This window comes from Arthrobacter sp. TJ-217, from assembly GCF_058269255.1.
The window spans coordinates 321510-341470 of sequence record NZ_JBZCNJ010000002.1 but is presented as its reverse complement, the minus strand read 5'-3'; the positions used below and the strand labels follow the sequence as shown (position 1 = coordinate 341470).

At 66.7% G+C, this 19961-nt stretch carries 18 protein-coding genes; 13 read left to right on the top strand and 5 right to left on the bottom strand.

All coding sequences use genetic code 11. The features are described 5' to 3' along the window. Positions 1–3: 3 nt before the first annotated feature. Positions 4–1011 carry a Bug family tripartite tricarboxylate transporter substrate binding protein gene (locus tag AC4D2R_RS04670; RefSeq protein WP_490902042.1) on the bottom strand — a complete coding sequence of 336 codons (1008 nt, stop codon included), beginning with the start codon at positions 1009–1011 and terminating at the stop codon, positions 4–6. 162 nt (positions 1012–1173) lie between these two features. Between AC4D2R_RS04670 and AC4D2R_RS04665 the strand changes: the two genes are divergently transcribed. The 4 genes from AC4D2R_RS04665 to AC4D2R_RS04650 all read left to right on the top strand — a co-directional run bounded on the left by AC4D2R_RS04665 (position 1174) and on the right by AC4D2R_RS04650 (position 5909). Continuing rightward, on the top strand, positions 1174–2763 hold the full coding sequence (locus tag AC4D2R_RS04665) for an ATP-binding protein (RefSeq protein ID WP_490937986.1): 1590 nt from the start codon (positions 1174–1176) through the stop codon (positions 2761–2763). Next, entirely contained in the window at positions 2760–3482 is a 723-nt protein-coding gene (locus tag AC4D2R_RS04660; protein WP_490937984.1) for a response regulator, read from the top strand. The genes AC4D2R_RS04665 and AC4D2R_RS04660 overlap by 4 nt, the downstream gene beginning before the upstream one ends. 46 nt (positions 3483–3528) lie before the next feature. Beyond that, a complete protein-coding gene (locus AC4D2R_RS04655; RefSeq protein WP_490937982.1) occupies positions 3529–4707 on the top strand; it encodes an MFS transporter in 1179 nt (392 codons plus the stop codon). 506 nt (positions 4708–5213) lie between these two features. Continuing rightward, entirely contained in the window at positions 5214–5909 is a 696-nt protein-coding gene (locus AC4D2R_RS04650; protein ID WP_490937980.1) for a hypothetical protein, read from the top strand. A gap of 309 nt (positions 5910–6218) precedes the next feature. Here the strand turns inward: AC4D2R_RS04650 and AC4D2R_RS04645 are convergent, their stop codons facing one another. From AC4D2R_RS04645 to AC4D2R_RS04635, 3 genes are all read right to left on the bottom strand, one after another. Beyond that, positions 6219–7532, bottom strand: a complete 1314-nt coding sequence (locus AC4D2R_RS04645) for an FUSC family protein (protein WP_490937978.1) — start codon at positions 7530–7532, stop codon at positions 6219–6221. 207 nt (positions 7533–7739) lie between these two features. Further along, positions 7740–8450 carry a cache domain-containing protein gene (locus tag AC4D2R_RS04640; protein WP_490937976.1) on the bottom strand — a complete coding sequence of 237 codons (711 nt, stop codon included), beginning with the start codon at positions 8448–8450 and terminating at the stop codon, positions 7740–7742. A 27-nt stretch (positions 8451–8477) separates the two neighbouring features. Continuing rightward, positions 8478–9212: a FadR/GntR family transcriptional regulator gene (locus AC4D2R_RS04635; protein WP_490937974.1), complete on the bottom strand. Its 735-nt coding sequence runs from the start codon at positions 9210–9212 to the stop codon at positions 8478–8480. 136 nt (positions 9213–9348) lie between these two features. Between AC4D2R_RS04635 and AC4D2R_RS04630 the strand changes: the two genes are divergently transcribed. The 9 genes from AC4D2R_RS04630 (at position 9349) to AC4D2R_RS04590 (ending at position 19283) form a co-directional block, all read left to right on the top strand. Beyond that, positions 9349–10425 (top strand): ABC transporter ATP-binding protein, encoded by a 1077-nt coding sequence (locus AC4D2R_RS04630; protein WP_490937971.1) that lies wholly within the window; start codon positions 9349–9351, stop codon positions 10423–10425. 101 nt (positions 10426–10526) lie between these two features. Continuing rightward, positions 10527–11723: an ABC transporter substrate-binding protein gene (locus tag AC4D2R_RS04625; protein ID WP_490937969.1), complete on the top strand. Its 1197-nt coding sequence runs from the start codon at positions 10527–10529 to the stop codon at positions 11721–11723. Positions 11724–11776: 53 nt separating this feature from the next. Continuing rightward, complete coding sequence (locus AC4D2R_RS04620) at positions 11777–12688, top strand: ABC transporter permease (RefSeq protein WP_490902024.1); 912 nt, start codon at positions 11777–11779, stop codon at positions 12686–12688. 10 nt (positions 12689–12698) lie between these two features. Further along, positions 12699–13556 (top strand): ABC transporter permease, encoded by an 858-nt coding sequence (locus AC4D2R_RS04615; protein WP_490937967.1) that lies wholly within the window; start codon positions 12699–12701, stop codon positions 13554–13556. A gap of 54 nt (positions 13557–13610) precedes the next feature. Then, a complete protein-coding gene (locus AC4D2R_RS04610; RefSeq protein ID WP_490937965.1) occupies positions 13611–15212 on the top strand; it encodes an amidohydrolase in 1602 nt (533 codons plus the stop codon). A gap of 4 nt (positions 15213–15216) precedes the next feature. Further along, on the top strand, positions 15217–16830 hold the full coding sequence (locus AC4D2R_RS04605) for an alpha-amylase family glycosyl hydrolase (protein ID WP_490937963.1): 1614 nt from the start codon (positions 15217–15219) through the stop codon (positions 16828–16830). A 75-nt stretch (positions 16831–16905) separates the two neighbouring features. Continuing rightward, positions 16906–17637, top strand: a complete 732-nt coding sequence (locus AC4D2R_RS04600; RefSeq protein WP_490902016.1) for a DUF72 domain-containing protein — start codon at positions 16906–16908, stop codon at positions 17635–17637. A 76-nt stretch (positions 17638–17713) separates the two neighbouring features. Then, entirely contained in the window at positions 17714–18163 is a 450-nt protein-coding gene (locus AC4D2R_RS04595; protein ID WP_490937961.1) for a hypothetical protein, read from the top strand. A gap of 13 nt (positions 18164–18176) precedes the next feature. After that, positions 18177–19283 (top strand): dipeptide epimerase, encoded by a 1107-nt coding sequence (locus AC4D2R_RS04590; protein WP_490937959.1) that lies wholly within the window; start codon positions 18177–18179, stop codon positions 19281–19283. A 66-nt stretch (positions 19284–19349) separates the two neighbouring features. On the opposite strand, the gene AC4D2R_RS04585 is transcribed toward AC4D2R_RS04590, so the two are convergent. Beyond that, entirely contained in the window at positions 19350–19886 is a 537-nt protein-coding gene (locus AC4D2R_RS04585) for a MarR family winged helix-turn-helix transcriptional regulator (protein WP_490937957.1), read from the bottom strand. Between the last annotated feature and the right edge of the window lie 75 nt (positions 19887–19961).

The following is a 19961-nucleotide window of genomic DNA, read 5'->3' as shown; positions in this document are numbered from 1 at the left end:
GGATTACAGCAGCCCGATGTCGGTGAGGGTTGTCTTCACCGTGGCGATGTCTTCGGTGAGGAAGGTCTGGAACTCGTCCCCGGTGAGGAACGCGTCCGACCAGTTGTTCTCCTTGAGGGTTGTCTTCCACGCCTCGGTCTCATGCAGGTCGGTCATGAGCTGGGTCAGCTTCTCTGCCTGAGCTTCGTCGATGGAGCCGGGGGCCACGACGCCGCGCCAGTTGGTGAGGACCACGTCGACGCCCTGGTCGGAGAGGGTCTTGACGTCCGGTAGCTGCGGCGCGGCCTCGTCCCCTGAGACGGCGAGGGCGCGCAGCTTGCCCGCCTCGACCTGCTCGGCGTACTCGCCGACGCCGGAGATGCCCGCGTTCACCTTTTTCCCAAGGAGCGCCGCGAGGGATTCGCCGCCGCCTGAGTACGGGATGTAGTTCAGCTTGTCAGAGGCAATCCCCGCCTCCTTGAGGGCCATTCCCGCGAGGATGTGGTCGGCTCCGCCGGCCGAGCCTCCGGTGATCGAAACGCCCTTGCCCTTGGCCTCGATGTCGTCGAGGAGGTCCTGCATCGTCTGATACGGCGAGTCGGCGGGAACCACGACGACGAGCGGCTCGTCGGTCAGGCGGGCGATCGGCGTCGTGTCTTCGATCCGGGTCTCGGCGTTGTTCGTTTCGACGGCCCCGACCATCACGTAGCCCATGACCATGAGGGTGTTGGGGTCGGTTTCGGTGGCGAGCTGGGCCAGTCCGTTGGTTCCGCCGGCACCGCCGACATTCACAACGGAGGCGTTGCCCACGAGCTCATTGTCCTGAAGGTCCTTCTGGATGGCGCGGCCGGTCTGGTCCCAGCCTCCGCCCGGGTCAGCGGGAACCACGATGTTGAGCTTCTCAATGGCGCCGTCCTGCGCCCCCGCAGTCGTGCTTTCCGTCAATGAACTGCACGCGGAGAGTGCGAGGGCGGAGACGAGGGCGAGGGTAGTCAGAGTCGAGCGGCGCGCCTTTGTGCGGTCGATCTTCATGTTGGTTTCTCTTCCTTGAAATGTGATGCGGATCACCACGCTTGCTTCAGCGTAGGAACACCGTTCGCGCGGGGGAAGAATACGGTCGTAACGCTCGTATTGGTCTTTATGGTCACTGAATCTGTCCCGGTGGAGGGGTGCAAACCGTGCCACAATGGGCGAATGATCAGGTCAATGGCGCTTCGATCACAACTGTTCTTTCTTCAACTGATGATCGTGCTGACGATTGTGCTGGTTGCCGGGTCAACCGCCATCTCCATGCAGATGCAGCAGATCCGCGACCAGTACGAAGACCGCATGGTGGGCGTCGCGCAGTCGGTGGCCAAGCTGCCGTCGATCGTTGAGGCCTTCGACGATCCCGACCCCAGTGCCACGATCCAGCCGATCGCAGACCTCATCGCCCAATCCACCGGCGTCACCTATGTTGTGGTCACAGACGAACGCGGCATCCGCTACTCGCACCCCAACCCGGAAATGATCGGACAGCCTGTCTCAACCGACCCGTCGGTGCCGCTGTCCGGTCAGATCTACGTCGGAACACAGACCGGAACCCTTGGCGAGTCATGGCGGGTGAAGGTGCCCATCTACTCCCCCGCTGGGGCCATCATCGGCACCGCCTCGGTGGGCACCCTCGAGTCCGAGCTGACGGAGGACCTCTTCGAGGACCTCCCGCGGTTGCTGGTCTGGCTCGTCGTCGCGGCGCTCGTGGGATCGGCCGGTTCCATATACATCTCACGGCTGATCTGGCGGCGCATCTACCGACTCGAGCCCGAGGAGATCGCCTCCCTCCTCGAAACCCGCGACGCAATGCTGCACGGCATCAGCGAGGGAATGGTCGCCGTCGATGAGCACGGACGGATCGCGCTGGTCAACGACGAGGCGAAACGCCTCCTCGAACTCGATGACACGGCAACCGGCAGGCACGTCTCCGAGGTGCTTGAGCCTGCGCTGGCGCAGATGCTCACCTCCCCGGGAGACACCGACGAAACCGTCCTCGTGGGCGAGCGGGTCCTGCTGGCGAGGACTACCGACGCCGTCATCGATTCAAAGCGGGTTGGCTATGTGATGATCCTGCGCGACCGCACTGAACTCCACCAACTGCTCACCGACCTCGACGGCGCCCGCGACGTCACCTCGGCGCTGCGGGCCCAGGCCCACGAGTTCGCCAACCGCATGCACACGGTGTCGGGGCTGCTCGAGCTGGGCCGGACGGAACAGGCTGTCGACTTCATCTCCCGCTCAGGGCACGGCGGTGCCCTGATCTCCGGCGGCGTCGCCCCGGGCATCATTGATCCCGACGCCGCGAGCCTGCTGATGGCCAAGAGCACCCTCTGCGCCGAGAAAGGCATCAACCTGACCGTCACTGAAACCTCGACCCTCGAACCCGACGGTACGACCGACGCCGTCACCATCCTCGGGAACCTGATCGACAACGCGATGGAGGCCGTCGGTGCGGACGGCACGATCAGCGTCGACCTCGAATCGAATGCCGAGACAACGCGCATCACCGTGGCCGACGACGGACCCGGCGTCTCCGACGAGGTGATGGACCGGATCTTCTCCTCGGGCTTTTCAACAAAGGACGGCGGCAACACGGGCACCCGCGGTTTCGGCTTGGCCCTGGTGACACGCATCGCCGAGCGCCGCCGCGGACAGGTCGTGGTCGAGGAGTCGCTGCTGGGCGGGGCCGAGTTCACCGTTTTCCTCTCCCGGGCCGGCCGGCCCGCCGGCCGGCCCCTGCAGGCCTCATGAGCTCCATCCGCACCGTCGTCGTTGACGACGACCACGAGGTGGCAGGAGTCCACACCGGATTCCTGCTGGCGCACGGCAGCTTCGACGTCGTCGGCGTCGCCCACACAGGCGCCCACGCCCTTGAACTGCTGGGCCTGCTGAAGCCCCAGCTTGTGCTGCTCGACATCCACCTGCCCGACATGTCGGGAATCGACGTCCTGCGTGCTGCCCGGAACATCCCCGGCGAGCCGGTGGACATCATTGCCATCACCGCCGCCCGCGAACTGGAGACGGTGCGCGCGGCGGTGGCCGGCGGGGTGCTTCACTATCTGGTCAAGCCGTTCAATTCCCAGGTCCTCAACCAGCGGCTCGACGCCTATGTCGACTACCACCGGACCGTCACCGGGCACGCCTCGGTGGGAGCTGCGGCGCTGGACCAGCACCGCATCGACCAGCTGCTGCGGCCGACGGGGGCCGGAACTGCCGCCGCCACCGCACCGGCCCCGCACGGGCCAACACCGAAGGGCCTCTCCTCCCCCACGCTCGACGCCGTGGTCGGAGAGCTGCGGACCAGGCCCGACGGCGCTTCCGCCTCCGAGGTGGCCGAACGCCTCGGGATGGCCCGGGTCAGCGCCCGCCGCTACCTCGAGTTCCTCGTGACCAAGGGGCAGGTCCGCATTGTGCCCCGCTACGGCACCGCCGGAAGGCCGGAGAAGTTCTACCTGTGGACCGGGCGCTGAACGTCCGGGAGCTCCCTCCACGCGTGCAGCCGGAGGAGCACCGCTGATGCGCCGGTGGCCGTGGGTGCTGCTCCTTCACGCCCTCTTCCTGCAGCTGGCCGCCTACATTGTGCGGCCCGCGGCGGCCTACCGCGGTCTCGAACTCGGCGTTGAGCCGGCGCTGCTGGGGCTGATCGCCGCAAGTTTCGCCGTCGTGCCGCTGTTCATCGCGGTCCTCGTGGGGCGGGCCGCCGACGCCGGCCGCCAGCGCAGCGTGCTGCTCGGCGGGGCCGTGCTCATGGTCGCCGCCGGGGTGGGGCTGGTCTTCTGGTCCTCATCCCTCGCGCTGCTGCTGATGTGGAACGTGGTGCTGGGACTCGGGCATCTCATGGGGGTAATCGGACAGCAGAGCAGGATCGCCGAGGGAGAATCGGGGCGCCTCGATTCGGCGTTCGGGCTCTACACCTTCGCGGGCTCCGCCGGGCAGGCGGTGGGTCCGCTCCTGATCACCGTATTCGGCGGGGACCGGGTGGTTCCTGACACCCGGGCACTCTTCATTGCCTACACCGTCTCGGCCGTCATCGTGCTCGCGCTCACCTTCCCCCTGGTGCTGCGGACTCGCCGGGCGGCCGCGCCCGCCGTGCCTGCCGGCCGGGGCAGCTGGAAGAGCGCCTTCACTCGGACCACTCCGGAATCCCGGCACCAGCTGTTCGGGGCAATGGTGGTCAGCGCGATGGTCCTGGGCGCGATCGACCTGATCGCCGTGTACCTTCCGGCGCTCGGAGTTGAGCGCGGCATCCCCGCAGCCGCCGTGGGGATCCTCCTCAGCATCCGCGCCGGGGCCACTATGGCTTCGCGGCTCTACCTCGGGCCGCTCGTCGCCCGCTTCGGCCGGGCGGAACTCATCATTCTCTCAACCGGTGTATCCGCCTTGGCGGTCGGGGCACTTGCCGCGCCGCTGAACCTCTGGGTGCTCGGCGCGGTCCTCGTCGTCGCGGGAGTGGCGCTGGGCATCGGGCAGCCGCTGACCATGACCGTCATCTCCCTCGAAGCCCCTGCCGGGACCCGGGGCACGTGGCTGGCGCTGCGGCTGAGTGCGAACCGTCTGGGTCAGTCGGCCATCCCGGCCGGCGTCGGCCTCGTCGCGGCCGCAGCGGGAGTGGCGGGGGTTTTCGGCGTCACGGCGGCCGGTCTTGCGCTTGTGGCGGGCGGTTCCTGGTATTCGCTGCGGAACGGAAAGAGCTAGGTGGTTCTGAATTAGCCGATATTGGGTAGGTCTTGAAAATAGATGACCAGCCAGGAGCAGAACGGCGAGCCCTCTCTTCGGACGGTGAGCCGGCCAGGCTGATTGTTGCTAATTTGTTGCTCAGTAAATGAGATTCGTGCTGTGTCTTACCGGGGCTTCAGCGCATTAGTGCCAAGTTCATGTCACGAATATTTTCTTGACCGAATCTTGATATTTTCCGCGTACCCCTGAGCACGAAGTAGTCGTCGTGCCGCATTATGCTTTTCAGGGCCGCGGGTCTTCCGCGGGAAATCATGCACAGCACGTGGGGACAAATGACAAATAAATACAACTCACCGCCTAACTGGCCAACACCGCCGGAGGGTTGGAGCCCTCCGCCAGGCTGGCAGCCCGACCCGGCCTGGGGGCCCGCGCCGGAGGGGTGGAACTTCGGTGACGGATCAGAAGGTCCGGCAGCAACAGGGAAGAAGCGAAGCTGGTTCCCTCGCCACAAGATATTGACCGCGGTGGCCGCCATTATCCTCATCAGCCTTCTGTCTAACTGCACCGCTGGTGACGATGAAAAAGTGGAAACGGAAGCGGTGAGTACCGCCGTCCCAACCCCGGAAGCAGAAGTGACCAGCGAAGCTCCTTCTCCTCCTCCCACATCTGCTGCGCCGGCACCCAGCCCTTCGCCTAAACCAACTCCGGTCCCGCCGAAACCCTCGCCGGCGCCTCCGGCAGCTCCCGCCTATGGCGCATACCCTGCTGTGCAAAAATCCTTCATCGATACAGTAGATGCGGGCAAGACGAGCGTGGATACCGCCACGACCGAACTCCAGCGCTCAGCGGCCCAGACCGATCGAGACGCAAACCTCTGTGCTGTGACTGGTAATGGTTACATTGAGAACTGGGTCGGAAAAGTAACTGAGATCGGGGCCAACAATGATGGACTCGCACACGTTTCGATTGAAATCGCGGATGGCATAAAGCTGCAGACGTGGAACAACGCATTCTCGGATGCTTTGGACAACACTCTCATTCCTCCTGGAACGCCTGCTTTCGACGCGCTGCTTGCCATGGATGAAGGCACACTGGTCGTATTCTCCGGGCAGACTGTCCCCTCGGACACGGCCTGTTTGAAAGGGTCGAATATGACCGACACGTTCTACATGCTGGACCCTAACTTCATCATGCAGGTCACTGACATCCGAATTCAGTAGCACCTAGGTTGGTGGTCCTTTCGGAGAATCCCTTCCGGGAGGGCCACCGGACGAGCCCAAGCCATAGGAACGTATACCCGCCCATTTACGGACGGTGCATGACCTGTGCAACCCTTCCAAACTCCGCCTGTTGCCATCAGAGGAACCGGTGCAGGCCTGACTAGCCTCGGTTCTCGCCTGCGTCTCAAATGGTGAACCGCCGGCTCCCCGATTGGGATGGGTGAAGGGCGCAACGTAGTCGTCAATGCGCCCGGGTTGGCATCGCCGCGTCCGAACGGCTGACAGCGACCGGCGGGAGCGACGCGATTTTCAGCCCTCCCTCTGGGATGTCCGGCGCGAACTCCGTCTCCGCGGTGATTGCCGTCTGACCCCGGGCAACCAGGCGAAGCCGGAGCTCGGGATTTCGATTCGGCTGAGCCACGCCTTGGTGCTGCGCTCGGTGCGCTCCAGATCGAGTTGCGAGATGGCATGGTCGATGGCGGCCAGAACGGATCCCTGGAGCATCCACAGCTCTTTCTGCTCGCGTGGATCGACATCCAGGAGCATGAGCTCGGTGAGCACGGCGCGGGTCTCGCGGACGATTTCGAGCACGCGTTCCAGCGCCTCGTCGGCGCGGTCCCCCATGCCGCGGCCATACTCGGCCCCGACGAGGTCACCGAATGCGCGCAGTCCGTTCGCGAGATCATCCAGCACGACCGCGAAGGCCCGGCGTAGTTCCCTCGCGGTCGGGTCCGGCAGTTCGCCGCGCTCTGCCGGCGCCTCCTTTCCGATGACGACGAGCAAAGCCCGTTCGGCGGCGAGGGAGCGCTCCAGCCGGTCCAGGGCGGCGCGCAACCCCGGGTACACAACCGCCATTGTCAGCGCGCGCGGGTTGAACCGGCGGCTCTCCCTCACCGCCTCCACTGCTGCCGACGCGGAGCGGATCTCGTCGGCGATGTCATCGGTCCACTCAAACCATGCCTTAACCTCGTCGGGATGTGGCGGTCGATCACCAAGTGACCGTGCGACTTCCTCCATCAAGCCCGCCTGCGACCGGGTGACATGCCGCACCGCCTCGCTGGCACGGGAATTCGGGATCGCGACCGGCACCACGAGGCTGAACGTAATTCCCACCACCGTGCCGATCAGGGTGTTCGCCACCCGCACCCCCGCCGCAATGTCGGGCGCGGAGACGGCGAGGATTAGCATTCCACTGATGGGCGCCTCGAGCGTCTGGTCTCCCAGCCGCAGCACCATGGCGGCGGTCAGGGAAGCGGCGATGACGAGGCCCAGGCTCCACCAGGAGAGCCCGATCATCGCTGTGACGCCGATGGCGATAAGGACACCTGTGAGCACCGCCCCAACCCGGACCACTCCCATCAGCAGCGTGCCGACGGTCGAGGCCTGAACCACCAGCAGTGCCGTGAGCGGTGCTGTCAGGTCGAGGATGCCGGGAAAGAGGGTGTCGGCGACGACGTAGGCGACCACTGCTGCGACTGTGAGCCGGAGAATCTGCACGGCAGCCGGGCTGAGGCGCTTTGGCACCTCACCCCACGACGTCGGCATGGAAGGCCAGATCGACCACAGCGTCCGGCGCACGTTCCACTTGGAACGCGGCTTACGACTTCCACTCCGTGCAGTCATGTTGATCCCGGAACTGTTTCGGTCGGTGCGCCACTCGGAGAACCCAGACGATCAGTCGGTGAGCGCGTCTTGGGCTGAAGGTACCGCCCAAACCGGGTTGTGACTACCCCGCCGGTGGACGGCGCTTGTATTCGGAACTGGTAGCCGGATGTCTCTCACGTCGTCGCCGGAAACACAACGGGGTCAGCACCACGGCCCGCAGGCCTGTCAGCCCAGCGACGCATCGGGCCCGGGGCCCCGGATGGCGAACCGCCGGCCCACCGGATAGGAGACTCCGGCGTCGTCCTGGGAGACCAGATCACCCGGTTCAAGGGACAACGAGGACGACACCACAACCCTTCCCTCGGCGCTGACGAGCGACACGTCGGGCCCGAGCTGGCGAAGGCCGCGGATGAGGTTCTGTTCGAGGGTGCGCACGGCGACGTCGGTTCCAACGATGCCCGCAATCTCATCGCTGCCCTCCCGGCGTACGGGATGGGTGAAGGTCACAACGTAGTCGTCAGTGCACAGGAAGTCGATGTAGGGTCCCGTCGCGTGCGGCTGCCCGGTCTCCACGGGGATCCGGAACCACTCCGCCTTGAGGTAGCGCTCCATTGAGCTGGGACTGAAGTTGGCGAGGGCGTCAACCCGCTCAAGCTGGGGCCCCTGCCACCACGCGATGAAGCTGCGATCGGGGCCGACGAGCCCGGAATTCGCGATGAACCCGGCCCCTGCAAGCTCGGGTGTGTCCTTGGCCAGCAGGTTCCTCACCGCCGGCTGCACGAGGCTGTCGATCGAGGCTCCCGGCACGATCCCGCGAATCGCGGACAGGTCAGAGCCGAGGTCGAGCGCCCACTTCTCGAGGGTCTTCTCAACACCGGAGATGAGCGATTGCACCTGACGCACCGGGGACGGAACGTGGATCGGTTCTGCAGCCATGCCTGGCTCCTTGGGGACGGATTTCGGTTATCGGGAGTGCTCATTGAGCAGCCAGCGGATCAGGGCGTTGACCAGTTCCTTGGTCTTCGTTTCCGCAAGGGCGCCGTCTCGGGCTTCGATGGCGTCGGCAACGGCAGCACGCATCTCAACCGATGCGTCCTGGAAAGCCTTGTCGGTGTATGGCAGCAAGGTCAAGGTCCCGAGGTCAGCCTGCAGCCGGACGAGCTCGCGGCCAAGGCGTGCCGACCGGGCGATGGCCGAGAGCTCGAGCAGGAACTCCGAGTCGACGAGCCGCCAGGACAACAGGGAGTCCTGCACCGGCCGGAGGTAGGTGCGCAGGATGGCGAGTTCCGCGGCGTCGGCCCTGCGGGCCGCGATCCCGGCACAGGCAACGGTAATCACCGAATAGTGCAGCCCCAGGTCGTTGATCTGCAGCCGAGTCAACGCCCGCAGCTGCCCCAATGCGCTCGTTGTCGAGGGGAGGAAGTCTTCGGCAACGAAACTGCCGCCGTTCCGGCCGCGGGCCGTGGTGATCAGGCCGCGGGCGCGGAGGCTCGAAAGCGCTTCACGAGCGGTGACCGGCGAGACCCCGAGGGCAGCAGCCAGTTCCACCTCGCTGGGGAGGCGCTGCCCGCTGGCGAGCAGTCCGGTTTCAACGGCCTGCTCGATGCGCTCGACCACCTGCTCGGCGAGACCGGCCGAGCGCAGCGGGGAGAAAACGGCAGCGAGCCCCCGTGAGGCTGAGGTCGCTTGCTGGGTCACGACCTCACTGTAACGAGATATTTGCCCGAACGTCTATACATAAAACATATAAGGTCATAGGCTTTGGCGCAGATCGTTAGTGAGGCGCATCACAGTTGCCTCGGCGGCTGCGGAAGCAGCGGAAAGGCACTCTCCGATGACACAGACCGCCCTCGGCCCCACCGGCAAGAAGACCGCCTCCCCCGACGTCCCGGCGATCGAGTTGCGCGGGCTCACCAAGGTTTTCGGGGACACAACAGCCGTGAACGGCGTCGACCTCGCGATCCGCCAGGGCGAGTTCTTCTCAATGCTCGGCCCGTCGGGATCAGGGAAGACGACGGTGCTTCGGCTCATCGCCGGTTTCGAATCACCAACCAGCGGAACGGTTGAGCTCGTCGGCACCGATGTCACGGCCCGGGCCCCGTTCGAACGCGACGTGAACACCGTGTTCCAGGACTACGCCCTCTTCCCCCACATGAGCCTGATCGACAACGTCGCCTACGGGCTGCGGGTGCGCGGCGTGCCAAAGCGGGAACGCCGCGAACGGGCCGGGGCGGCACTGGAGCGGGTCCAGCTGGGAAGCTTCCTCGACAGGAAACCCTCGCAGCTCTCGGGCGGCCAGCGCCAGCGGGTCGCGCTCGCCCGGTCACTCGTCGTCGAACCCCGGGTCCTCCTGCTTGACGAGCCGCTGGGCGCCCTCGACCTCAAACTGCGCCAGCAGATGCAGGTTGAGCTCAAGGAGCTCCAACGCTCGCTCGGCATCATCTTCATCTTCGTCACGCACGACCAGGAGGAAGCCCTCACCATGAGCGACCGGATCGGCGTGTTCAACAACGGGCGCCTGGTGCAGGTCGGCACGGCGAAGGACATCTACGACAAACCCAACGGCGAGTTCGTCGCCAACTTCGTTGGCACCTCGAACATCTTCCCCGCCGCTGTCGCCCACAAGCTCTACGGGCGCGACGAGGCGTTCTCCGTCCGGCCCGAGCGGCTTCGCCTCACCCATCCCTCCGAGGCGGGAACCGAGGGATCGACAGTCATCGGCGGAACCGTCGCCGCGCTCGTGTATCTCGGCCACGCCACGCAGGTGCGGGTCGCGCTCACCGATGGAACAACCGTCATCGCCCTGGTCCATCCCTCCGCACTCGACCAGGAGGACGTGGCCCCGGGCCGCGACGTCGCCGTTCAGTGGCGCACCGCCGACGTCGTCTGGCTCCCCCCGACCCCCGGCTGACCCGGGCCGCAGGCATCCCGGCTCCGGCGCTCCAGCTTTCTCGGCGTCGACTTCTCACCCCACACGCTTCCCGCATTCCCGTCCGACTGAAAGGCAGAACCATGACACAGGTCAACAAACGGTATTGGCCGCTTTCCCTCGCCGCGGCCGCCGTGCTCGCCGTGACCTCCTGCGGCACAAGTTCAAACACGGAGGGCGCCGACGTTGCGGCACCCGAGATGACCATGAAGGAGGAGATCGGGGAGGGCGAAGGCAGCCTCTCGATCCTGGCCTGGCCCGGCTACGTCGAGGACGGCACAAACGACCCCACGGTCGACTGGGTTTCAGCGTTCGAGGAAGAGACCGGCTGCATGGTCGACTTCAAGCCCTTCGGCACCTCGGACGAAGCCGTCACCCTCATGCGCACCGGCCAGTACGACGTCGTCTCCGCCTCCGGCGACGCCTCGCTGCGCCTCATCGCGGGCGGCGACGTTGAACCGGTCAACACCGACCTGCTTGAGAACTACGGCGACGTCTATCCGTTCCTCAAGGACCAGCCGTGGAACACCGTCGACGACAAGAACTACGGGATGCCGCACGGATGGGGTGCCAACGTGCTGATGTACCGCAGCGACCTCGTGGACCCGGCGCCCACCTCGTGGAGCGCCGTCTTCGACGACGCCGAGAAGTACTCCGGGAAGGTCACCGCGTACGACTCCCCCATCTACATCGCCGACGCCGCGCTGTACTTGATGAAGCACAACCCGGACCTCGGCATCACGAACCCGTACGCCCTCGACAAGGACCAGCTGGCCGCCGCCGTCGACCTGCTCAAGAAGCAGCGCGAGCATGTCGGAGAGTACTGGTCGGACGTCGTGAAGGAAGTGCAGTCCTTCGCCAGCGGCGGTACGGTCGTCGGCACCACGTGGCAGGTTGGCGCGAACATCGCCGCGGCGGACGGCGCCAAGGTCGAAACCGTGCTCCCTGAGGAGGGCGCCACCGGCTGGTCGGACACCTGGATGATCGGCGCCGAGTCACCGAACAAGAACTGCGCCTACAAGTGGCTCGACTACATCGCCAGCCCCGAAGCGAACGCCCAGGTCGCCGAGTACTTCGGTGAATCCCCCGCCAACCCCGCCGCGTGCGAGCTGACGAAGGACAAGGGCCACTGCGAGACCTTCCACTCCGGCGACGAAGAGTACGCAAGCCAGATCTGGTACTGGACCACCCCGGTTGCCGAATGCATCGACGGGCGCACCGACGTCGAATGCACCGACTACTCCGAGTGGACCAAGGCATGGACCGAGATCAAGGGCTGACCCGCACGGCGGGCTAGGCACAATCAGCAGGGCGGACGGAAAAGGCAACGAACATGACACTTGAGACACAGGCCAGGCCCACACCTCCACCTCCCCGGCCGGGGAGCCGGCGGGTGTCGGCCGTGCTTCACCGCAGGCCCGCGCTGCGCCTGGCGGGCCTGCTCACCGCTCCGGCGGCGTGGCTCGTCCTCGTGTACATCGCCGCACTTGCCGCCCTGCTGATCACCGCGCTCTGGACGGTGGACACCTTCACCGGGAAGGTGTCCACCACCTGGACCTTCGAGAACATCCTCACCGTCACCACCGACCCCGTGTACCAGGCGATCGCGCTGCGGACGCTGCGCATCGCCGTCGTCGTCACCCTGATCGATATGGTGATCGCCCTGCCCATCGCGTTCTTCATCGCGAAGGTCGCTTCAAAGCGCTGGGAGAAACTGCTCATCGTCGCGGTGCTCATGCCGCTCTGGGCAAGCTACCTGGTGAAGGCCTACGCCTGGCGGAACGTGCTCGCCGAGGGCGGGCTCCTCGAATGGCTCGGCGCGCCGGTCGGCCTGAACAGCCCCGGCTACAGCGAAACCGCGATCGTCCTGACCCTCGCGTACATCTGGCTTCCGTACATGATCCTTCCCATCCACGCCGGTTTCGATCGGGTTCCCGACTCGCTGATCGAGGCGTCGGGCGACCTCGGCGCGAAGCCGCTTGCGACGCTGCGGCTCGTGGTGTTCCCCATCCTCGTCCCCTCGATCATCGCCGGCACCGTCTTCACGTTTTCGCTGTCGCTGGGCGACTACATCACGGCGCAGATCGTCGGGGGCACCACCCAGATGCTCGGCACCGTCGTCTACGCCAACGTGGGTGCCGCCAACAACCTTCCGCTGGCCGCCGCCGTGGCGCTCATCCCGATCGCGATCATCATGATCTACCTCTTCGTGGTCCGCCGCACCGGCGCACTCAACAACCTGTAGGAGCCGGACCGTGAAACTCTCCCGCAGCGCCAAGACCATCCTGGGGGTCATCACCGGGCTGATCCTCTTGTTCATCTACCTCCCGCTGCTGCTCGTGGTCGTGAACTCCTTCAACGCTGACCGCACCTTCGGCTGGCCGCCGCGCAGCTTCACCCTCGAATGGTGGTCGCGGGCCGTCGCCTCCGACGGCGTGCGCGATGCGCTGGCGACGTCGGTCTGGGTGGCATTGATCTCCACCGCCCTGTCCCTGGTCCTCGGCACGCTGCTGGCCCTTGCCCTGCAGCGGTACAGCTTTTTCGGCCGCGACGTCATCAACCTCCTGGTCATCCTGCCCATTGCCCTGCCGGGCATCGTCACAGGCATCGCGCTGAACAACATGTTCACTACCGTGCTCGGCGTCCCCCTGAGCCTGTGGACGGTCATCGTCGCCCACGCCACCTTCTGCATGGTCACTGTTTTCAACAACGCCATCGCCCGGCTGCGCCGCGTCAACGGCAGCCTTGAGGAGGCCTCGGCCGACCTCGGCGCGGGAATCTTCACCACCTTCCGGCTGGTGACCCTGCCGCAGCTGCGCTCGGCGCTGCTTGCCGGCGGACTGCTCGCCTTCGCCCTGAGCTTCGATGAGATCATCGTGACAACCTTCACCATCGGCGCAGGCCAGCAGACCCTCCCGGTGTGGATCCTGCAGAACCTCTTCCGGCCCAACCAGGCACCGGTGGTGAATGTCGTGGCGGTGATCCTCATCGTCGTCTCGATCGTGCCGATCTGGCTGGCACAGCGGCTCTCCAGCGATTCGGTAACCGGAACCGGCGCTCCGTCCCTGACAAAGGGCAAATTGAAGAAACGCAAGGATCCGTCCGCCCCCTAGGCCAGAGGTGATTCCATCCTCGATCTGAAACTGATCAACGCCGCGGTCTCCACGATGTGCGCCAACGTGCCGACCGCCGGTGCCGTCGGAATCCTTTCCGGAAGGATTGTCGGTTTCGATGCGGAGGTGGCGGACCTGCCCGCACGCCGCACGCTCGACTGCCGCGGCGCCGTCGTGCTGCCGGGGTTCGGCGACGCGCACAACCACATGGCCTGGTTCGGACAGTCCCTCGCGGAGCTCGACCTCAGCGGTTGCACCACCGTCGAGGAGGTCTACGACGCCGTCGCAACCTTCTCCGTCGGCCTTGCCGCCGACGCGTGGGTCATCGGGTCCGGGTACGACAACACGATCATCGGTTCGCACCCGCACCGGAAGCGGCTCGACGCCGCCGCGGAGGGCCGCCCGGTCTGGCTCAAGCACCGGTCGGGGCACGCCTGCACCGTGAACTCCGAGGTGCTCGCCCGGGCGGGTGTCCTTGACGGAACGGCGGAGACCCCAGTGGGCGGGGAGGTTGTCCGCGACGCCGACGGGCCCACGGGAGTTCTTCAGGAACAGGCTCAGAAAATCGTGACCCAGCTGGTGGTTCCGTACCCGGTGGATGTCCTGGCCGACGCCATTACGGCCGCCAGCTCCCGTTACGCCTCCGAAGGGCTGACCCACGTCACGGAGGCCGGGATCGGGGCCGGGTGGATCGGCCGCAGCCCCGTCGAACTCGCCGCGTACACCCTAGCCCGCGAGCGCGGAGGGCTGAAGACCCGGGTGCAGTTGATGATCAGCAGCGACGCCCTGCATCCGGTCGAATCGCACCCTGAGGACCGGATCAGCTTCGGGCTCGACCTCGGACTGCGCACAGGCTTTGGGGACGACGCGCTCCGGCTCGGTCCGATGAAGATCTTCATCGACGGTTCCCTGATCGGCCGGACAGCCGCCGTGACCGAGCCCTTCTGCGGCGGTGGACACAACACCGGAGGCCTCCAGCTGTCCCTCGAGGAGCTCACCAATCGCATCGTCGCCGCCCACTGTTCCGGCTGGACCGTCGCCGCCCACGCGATCGGCGACCGCGCCATCGACATCGCCCTCGACGCGTTCGAGGCGGCCCACACCGCATGCCCGCGGAACGGGGTCCGGCACCGCATCGAACATGCCGGAATCGTCCGCCCCGACCAGATTGCCCAGTTCCGGGCCCTTGACGTCACCCCGGTCCCCCAGCTGCGCTTCCTCCACGAGATGGGGTCGACGATGCTCGAGACGGTCGGCGAGGAACGGGAGGCCCTGGTCTACCGGCATCGCTCATTCCTCGAGGCCGGGGTGCGGGTGCCCGGCAGCTCCGACCGCCCGGTCGCCGCAGGCGCGCCCCTGCTCGGCATGCAGTCGATGGTCCAGCGGCGCACCGCCGACGGCCGGGTGATGAGCCCCGGCGAGCGCGTCGACGCCGAGACAGCCCTCCGTGCCTACACTGTCGACGCCGCATGGATCGCCGGCGACGAGGACGTCAGGGGAACCCTCGAGCCCGGGAAGCTGGCCGACCTGGTCCTGCTCTCGGACCACCCGGCCGCCGTCCCCGCCGACGCGATTGGGCGGATCGAGGTCCTTGCGACCTTCGTCGAGGGCCTGTGCGTCCACGGTGACGACTACCTTTCCTCCCTCGAGGTGTAGCGCTGTGCCGGATCCTCAAACCGCCCTCCCCGGTGACCCCGACCCTTCCTGGTGGAAGACCTCCGTCATCTACCAGGTGTACCCGCGCTCCTTCGCCGACGGGAACGGCGACGGCGTCGGCGACCTCCCGGGCCTTATCGAGAGGCTTCCGTACATCGCCTCCCTCGGGGTTCACGGGTTCTGGATGACCCCGTTCCAGCCCTCCCCGCAGGTCGACCAGGGTTACGACGTGAGCGACTACTGCGGCGTCGACCCGCTCTTCGGCACCATGGCCGACTTCGATGAACTGCTCGAACGCGCGCATGCCATGGGGCTGCGCGTCCTGCTCGACGTCGTCCCCAACCATTGCTCAATCGAGCATCCCCGCTTCCAGGACGCCCTCGCGGCCGCCCCGGGATCGGCGGAACGGAACATGTTCCACTTCGTCGACGGACCCGACGACGGCACTCCCCCAAACAACTGGCAGAGCGTCTTTGGCGGCCCGGCCTGGACCCGGGCGTCTCCCGGCTCCACAACCGACACCCAGTGGTACCTTCACCTGTTCTCGCCGGCCCAGCCGGACTGGAACTGGCGCAACCCCGCGGTGGGCGCCTTCTTCGAGGACGTGCTGCGCTTTTGGTTCGACAAGGGCGTTGACGGGTTGCGCATCGACGTCGCCCACGCGCTGTTCAAGGCCGAAGGCCTCCCGGATTCCCCCTCAACCGCCGCCGTCGTCGACGGGCTGCGGTCCAACCGCCTGGTGTCGGACCAGGAGGAGGTCCACGCGGTCTACCGGCGGTGGCGTGCCATCGCCGACTCCTACTCCCCGGGGCGCCTCCTCGTCGGGGAGGTCAACCTTGAACCCGCCCGAGCCGCCCGCTACACCCGGCGCGACGAAATGCATCAGGCGTTCGCCTTCGCTTTCGTGCACCTGGGGTGGGAGCCGGATGCCTGGGCCGCCGTCGGGAGGGAACTTGAGGCCGCACGTCGGATTCACGGCGCGGCGCCGACCTGGGCCCTCGAAAACCACGACATCGTCCGGTCCGTCACGCGGTTCGGCGGCGGACCGCGGGGAGCCGCGCGGGCCCGCGCCGCCCTGCTGGCCATGCTCGGACTTCCCGGCGGCGCCTACATCTACCAGGGCCAGGAGCTCGGCCTGCCGGAGGTCGATGTGCCGCTGGCCTCGCGCGTCGACCCGATGTGGGCACGGGGCGGGGTGTCCCGTGACGGGGCACGAGTTCCCCTGCCGTGGACGTCCCACCCCGCGCTTGCCCACGGTTTCTCGCTGACGGCACCGGCTGCCGCGCCGTGGCTTCCGGTGCCGGCGTCGTGGGGTTCCTGCGCCGTCGAGGTGGAGCGGGACAACCCGGAGTCAACGCAGCAGGTTGTCGTTGCCGCGCTCGGCCTGCGCCGTCGGTTGCTGGCCGAGGGAGTGCTGGGTGCGGACGACGGCGGGGCCTGGCGGGTCGAAGACGGCGGCCTGCTCATCTGCGAGCGCGGTCCACGATTCTTCGTGGCCGCGGCGATGGGTGAGGAGCCGGTGCGGCTTCCGAAAGGGACGGTGCTGTTGACCTCGGTGCCGCAGGAGGCCGAAGGATGGCTTGAGCCGGATAACGCGGCGTGGCTGCTCCGGCACTGATGCGGCAAGACCTTCCCGCCGGTGCCGGGTGCCGTCCACTAGGATCGAAGCGTTGTCCAGGAACCGGGAGGCGCAGTGAGTATCCACATCGGCACCTCCGGCTGGAGCTATGACCACTGGAACGACGTGCTCTACCCTGCGGGCACCCCTGCCGCCCGGCGGCTTGAGTACTACTACAGGCGGTTCGGCACGGTGGAGCTCAATGCCAGCTTCTACCGCTGGCCGCGGGAGTCGACCTTCGCCGGTTGGCGTGAGCGCCTCCCCGGCGGGTTCCTCCTCTCAGTGAAGGCTCCCCGGGGGCTCACCCACGCCAAGAAGCTCTACGCCCCGGAGGTCTGGGTGGAGCGGATCATCCGGTGCTGGCATGAGCTGAGCGACAAGCGGGCCATCCTCCTGGTCCAGCTTCCGCCTGCGATGCAGCGCGACGACGCCCGCCTCGACTACTTCCTTGGCCTGCTGCCCGATTGGATCCGGGTCGCCGTCGAATTCCGGCATCCGAGCTGGGAGACCGAGGACGTCTACGCGCTGCTTGAACGCCGCGGTGCCGCCTACTGCATCATGAGCGGCGCCAACCTGCCCTGTGTCCTGCGCGCCACAGCCTCGTTTGTATACATCCGGATGCACGGACCCGACACGAACCACCTCTACGGCGGGTCCTATTCGGATGACGACCTGCACTGGTGGGCGGACAGGATCCGCGAATGGCAGGGCACCGGGAGAGACGTGTACGTCTACTTCAACAACGACGGCGGCGGCAACGCCGTGCGTAACGCGGACACGCTGAGGGCAATCCTCGGCGAAGGCTGACGGCTCGCCCGCGGGTTCTCCGGCTCGGGCGCGAGAATCCGTGGCAATCCGAGCGGCTCGGCTTAGGGTAAATCTCATGACTGAATCTGCCGAAAGCGGACCCGACACGAACCACCAGCGCCCGTCCGGAGTTTCCGACGACACCGTCGAGGCCCTGGGCAAGCTCTCCGAGGCCCTCGAAGTGATCGAACAGGCCCGGGGATACCTCTACGGCTTCCACCGCCTGACGGGCAAGGCCGATCTGGCGCTCGGTGAGGCCATAGAGCTGCTGCGCGGCGCCGGCCACACCGACCTGGCGGAAACGCTCAACAGGGACCTCGTGGGACGCAACGTGATCGAAGGACGCTGGACCTTCCAGATTGTCGAAGACTACGACGACAACTACTACGCCGCGTTCAAGGTTTTTGAGAAGCAGGCGCGCGACTCGCTCGCCGGCGGCAGGCGCCACCTCTTTGAAGCCGAGATGAAGGAAGACCGCCGCACTCCGGGCCGGGAGCACCACGAAGCCCTTCCGCCCGAAGCGTGAGCGCGGCGGACCAGTGACAGCAGCAAGACTGACCCTCACCGCGCACGCCATAAGCGTGCCGCTGGTGAGGCCCTTCGTCACTGCGGTGCGCCGGACCACGGTGCTTGAGTCGGTGCTCGTTGAGGTGCGCGATGACGACGGCGCCTGCGGCTGGGGTGAGGCGCCGATCAGTGCCGTGACCGGTGCGACAACCGCCGGCGTGATCGCCGCCGTCAACGGTCCGCTGCAATCGCTGCTGAACTCCCACGACGACGGATCCGCCGGTTTCAGCGGCCTGCTCGCCAGCGTCGCCGCGTCCCCCGAACGGAGCGCCGCCCGCATGGCGGTCGACTGCGCGGTCCACGACCTCGCGGCCCGGCGCGCCGGCCTTCCCCTGTACCAGTACCTGGGCGGGGAACGGAACCGGGTCCGGACCGACATGACGCTTTCCGTCGCCGAGCCGGACGTTCTCGCCCACGCCGCCGGGGAGCACCGCGCAGCCGGCTTCGACTGCATTAAGGTCAAACTCGACGCTCACGGCGATCCGGTGGCCAGACTGCGCGCTGTACGCGCCGCCGTCGGGCCGGACGCCCGCGTGCGCATCGATGCCAACCAGGCCTTCACCGCCGAGCAGGCAATCCGGTTCATCTCGGCGATGGAGGACGCAGGCCTCGACGCGGAACTGGTTGAGCAGCCGGTGCCGGCCGGCGACTGGGATGGCCTGGCACGCATCAGCCGAAGCGTGCGGACGCCGATCATGGCCGACGAGTCGGTGTGGACGGAGAAGGACCTGCAGCGGCTGATCGACGCCGGGGCCACCGCGATGGTCAATATCAAGCTCGCCAAGACGGGCGGACTCTCCCCCGCCCTGGAGCTTGCCACGAAGGCGCGGGCGGCGGGCATCGGCGTCCTTATCGGCTGCATGATGGAAAGCGGCGTCGGGATCAGCGCAGCGGCGGCGCTCGCCTCGGCTGTGGCGGCGCGTTCCGGAAGCAACATTCCACAGGATCTCGACGGCGGTCTCTGGCTCAAGACCTCCCCGGTGGAGGGCGGCTCCCGGTACAAGGGCAGCGTCATCACACTTCCGGACGCGCCGGGCACCGGGATCACCGCGCTGCGGACGGTGCCGGCCGGCCGCTAAGGTCAGCGACTGCCGATCAGCGCCGTGGGCCAGTCACCTGCCGGCTCCGCGGAGGGCCGGTTCGCTTCACTGCGGTTCTGGGGAATCGACGCGGCGTCCGCGCTCCGTATGCGGCTGGTCGTCTCCGAGGAATCCGTTCACCCTTTCGCTGGCGCCGAGCAGATACCGGGAGATGACCTCCTGCTCGTCCGAGGTGAATTCCTCGGCGAGGGCATCGAGCTGCTCGACCACGGGGATGAGCTGCGCAAGGATGACCGCGATGGTTGCTGGTGCCGGCTGGAGGTTCACACGCCTTCGGTCACTGGTATCCCGAACCCTCTCGATGTGGCCCACGCGTTCCAGACGATCAACGAGTTCGGTGGTCGACCCCGGCGCGAGGCCCAGCCGGGCGCTGAGCTGAGCCGGCCCCATTCCCCCGGCGGCCTCGAGGATGTGTTCCATCGCGCTGAATTCCAAGGCGCGCAGCCCCATCCGGCGTGCCGTCTCCGCCTCAAAGTCGTTGAAGCGCCGGTGCAGTTCCCGCAGGGCGTAGGACAGTTCGTGGGCCGGCAGGCGCCTCTCGTCGACCATCCCGCCATCATCCCGTTCCGGGTCTTCGTTCATCCACCCAGCCTACTTGACGTTTAGTACGGAAAACGAAATACCTTATATTCGAAGGAATTTCGCACCACGCGAGGG

Bases quoted from the DNA above. Each gene is read 5' to 3' on its own strand.
- AC4D2R_RS04625 (WP_490937969.1), top strand. From the start codon at position 10,527: ATGACACAGGTCAACAAACGGTATTGGCCGCTTTCCCTCGCCGCGGCC.
- AC4D2R_RS04610 (WP_490937965.1), top strand. From the start codon at position 13,611: ATGTGCGCCAACGTGCCGACCGCCGGTGCCGTCGGAATCCTTTCCGGA.
- AC4D2R_RS04585 (WP_490937957.1), bottom strand. From the start codon at position 19,886: ATGAACGAAGACCCGGAACGGGATGATGGCGGGATGGTCGACGAGAGG.
- AC4D2R_RS04620 (WP_490902024.1), top strand. From the start codon at position 11,777: ATGACACTTGAGACACAGGCCAGGCCCACACCTCCACCTCCCCGGCCG.
- AC4D2R_RS04640 (WP_490937976.1), bottom strand. From the start codon at position 8,450: ATGGCTGCAGAACCGATCCACGTTCCGTCCCCGGTGCGTCAGGTGCAA.
- AC4D2R_RS04630 (WP_490937971.1), top strand. From the start codon at position 9,349: ATGACACAGACCGCCCTCGGCCCCACCGGCAAGAAGACCGCCTCCCCC.
- AC4D2R_RS04670 (WP_490902042.1), bottom strand. From the start codon at position 1,011: ATGAAGATCGACCGCACAAAGGCGCGCCGCTCGACTCTGACTACCCTC.
- AC4D2R_RS04645 (WP_490937978.1), bottom strand. From the start codon at position 7,532: ATGACTGCACGGAGTGGAAGTCGTAAGCCGCGTTCCAAGTGGAACGTG.
- AC4D2R_RS04660 (WP_490937984.1), top strand. From the start codon at position 2,760: ATGAGCTCCATCCGCACCGTCGTCGTTGACGACGACCACGAGGTGGCA.
- AC4D2R_RS04665 (WP_490937986.1), top strand. From the start codon at position 1,174: ATGATCAGGTCAATGGCGCTTCGATCACAACTGTTCTTTCTTCAACTG.
- AC4D2R_RS04655 (WP_490937982.1), top strand. From the start codon at position 3,529: ATGCGCCGGTGGCCGTGGGTGCTGCTCCTTCACGCCCTCTTCCTGCAG.
- AC4D2R_RS04595 (WP_490937961.1), top strand. From the start codon at position 17,714: ATGACTGAATCTGCCGAAAGCGGACCCGACACGAACCACCAGCGCCCG.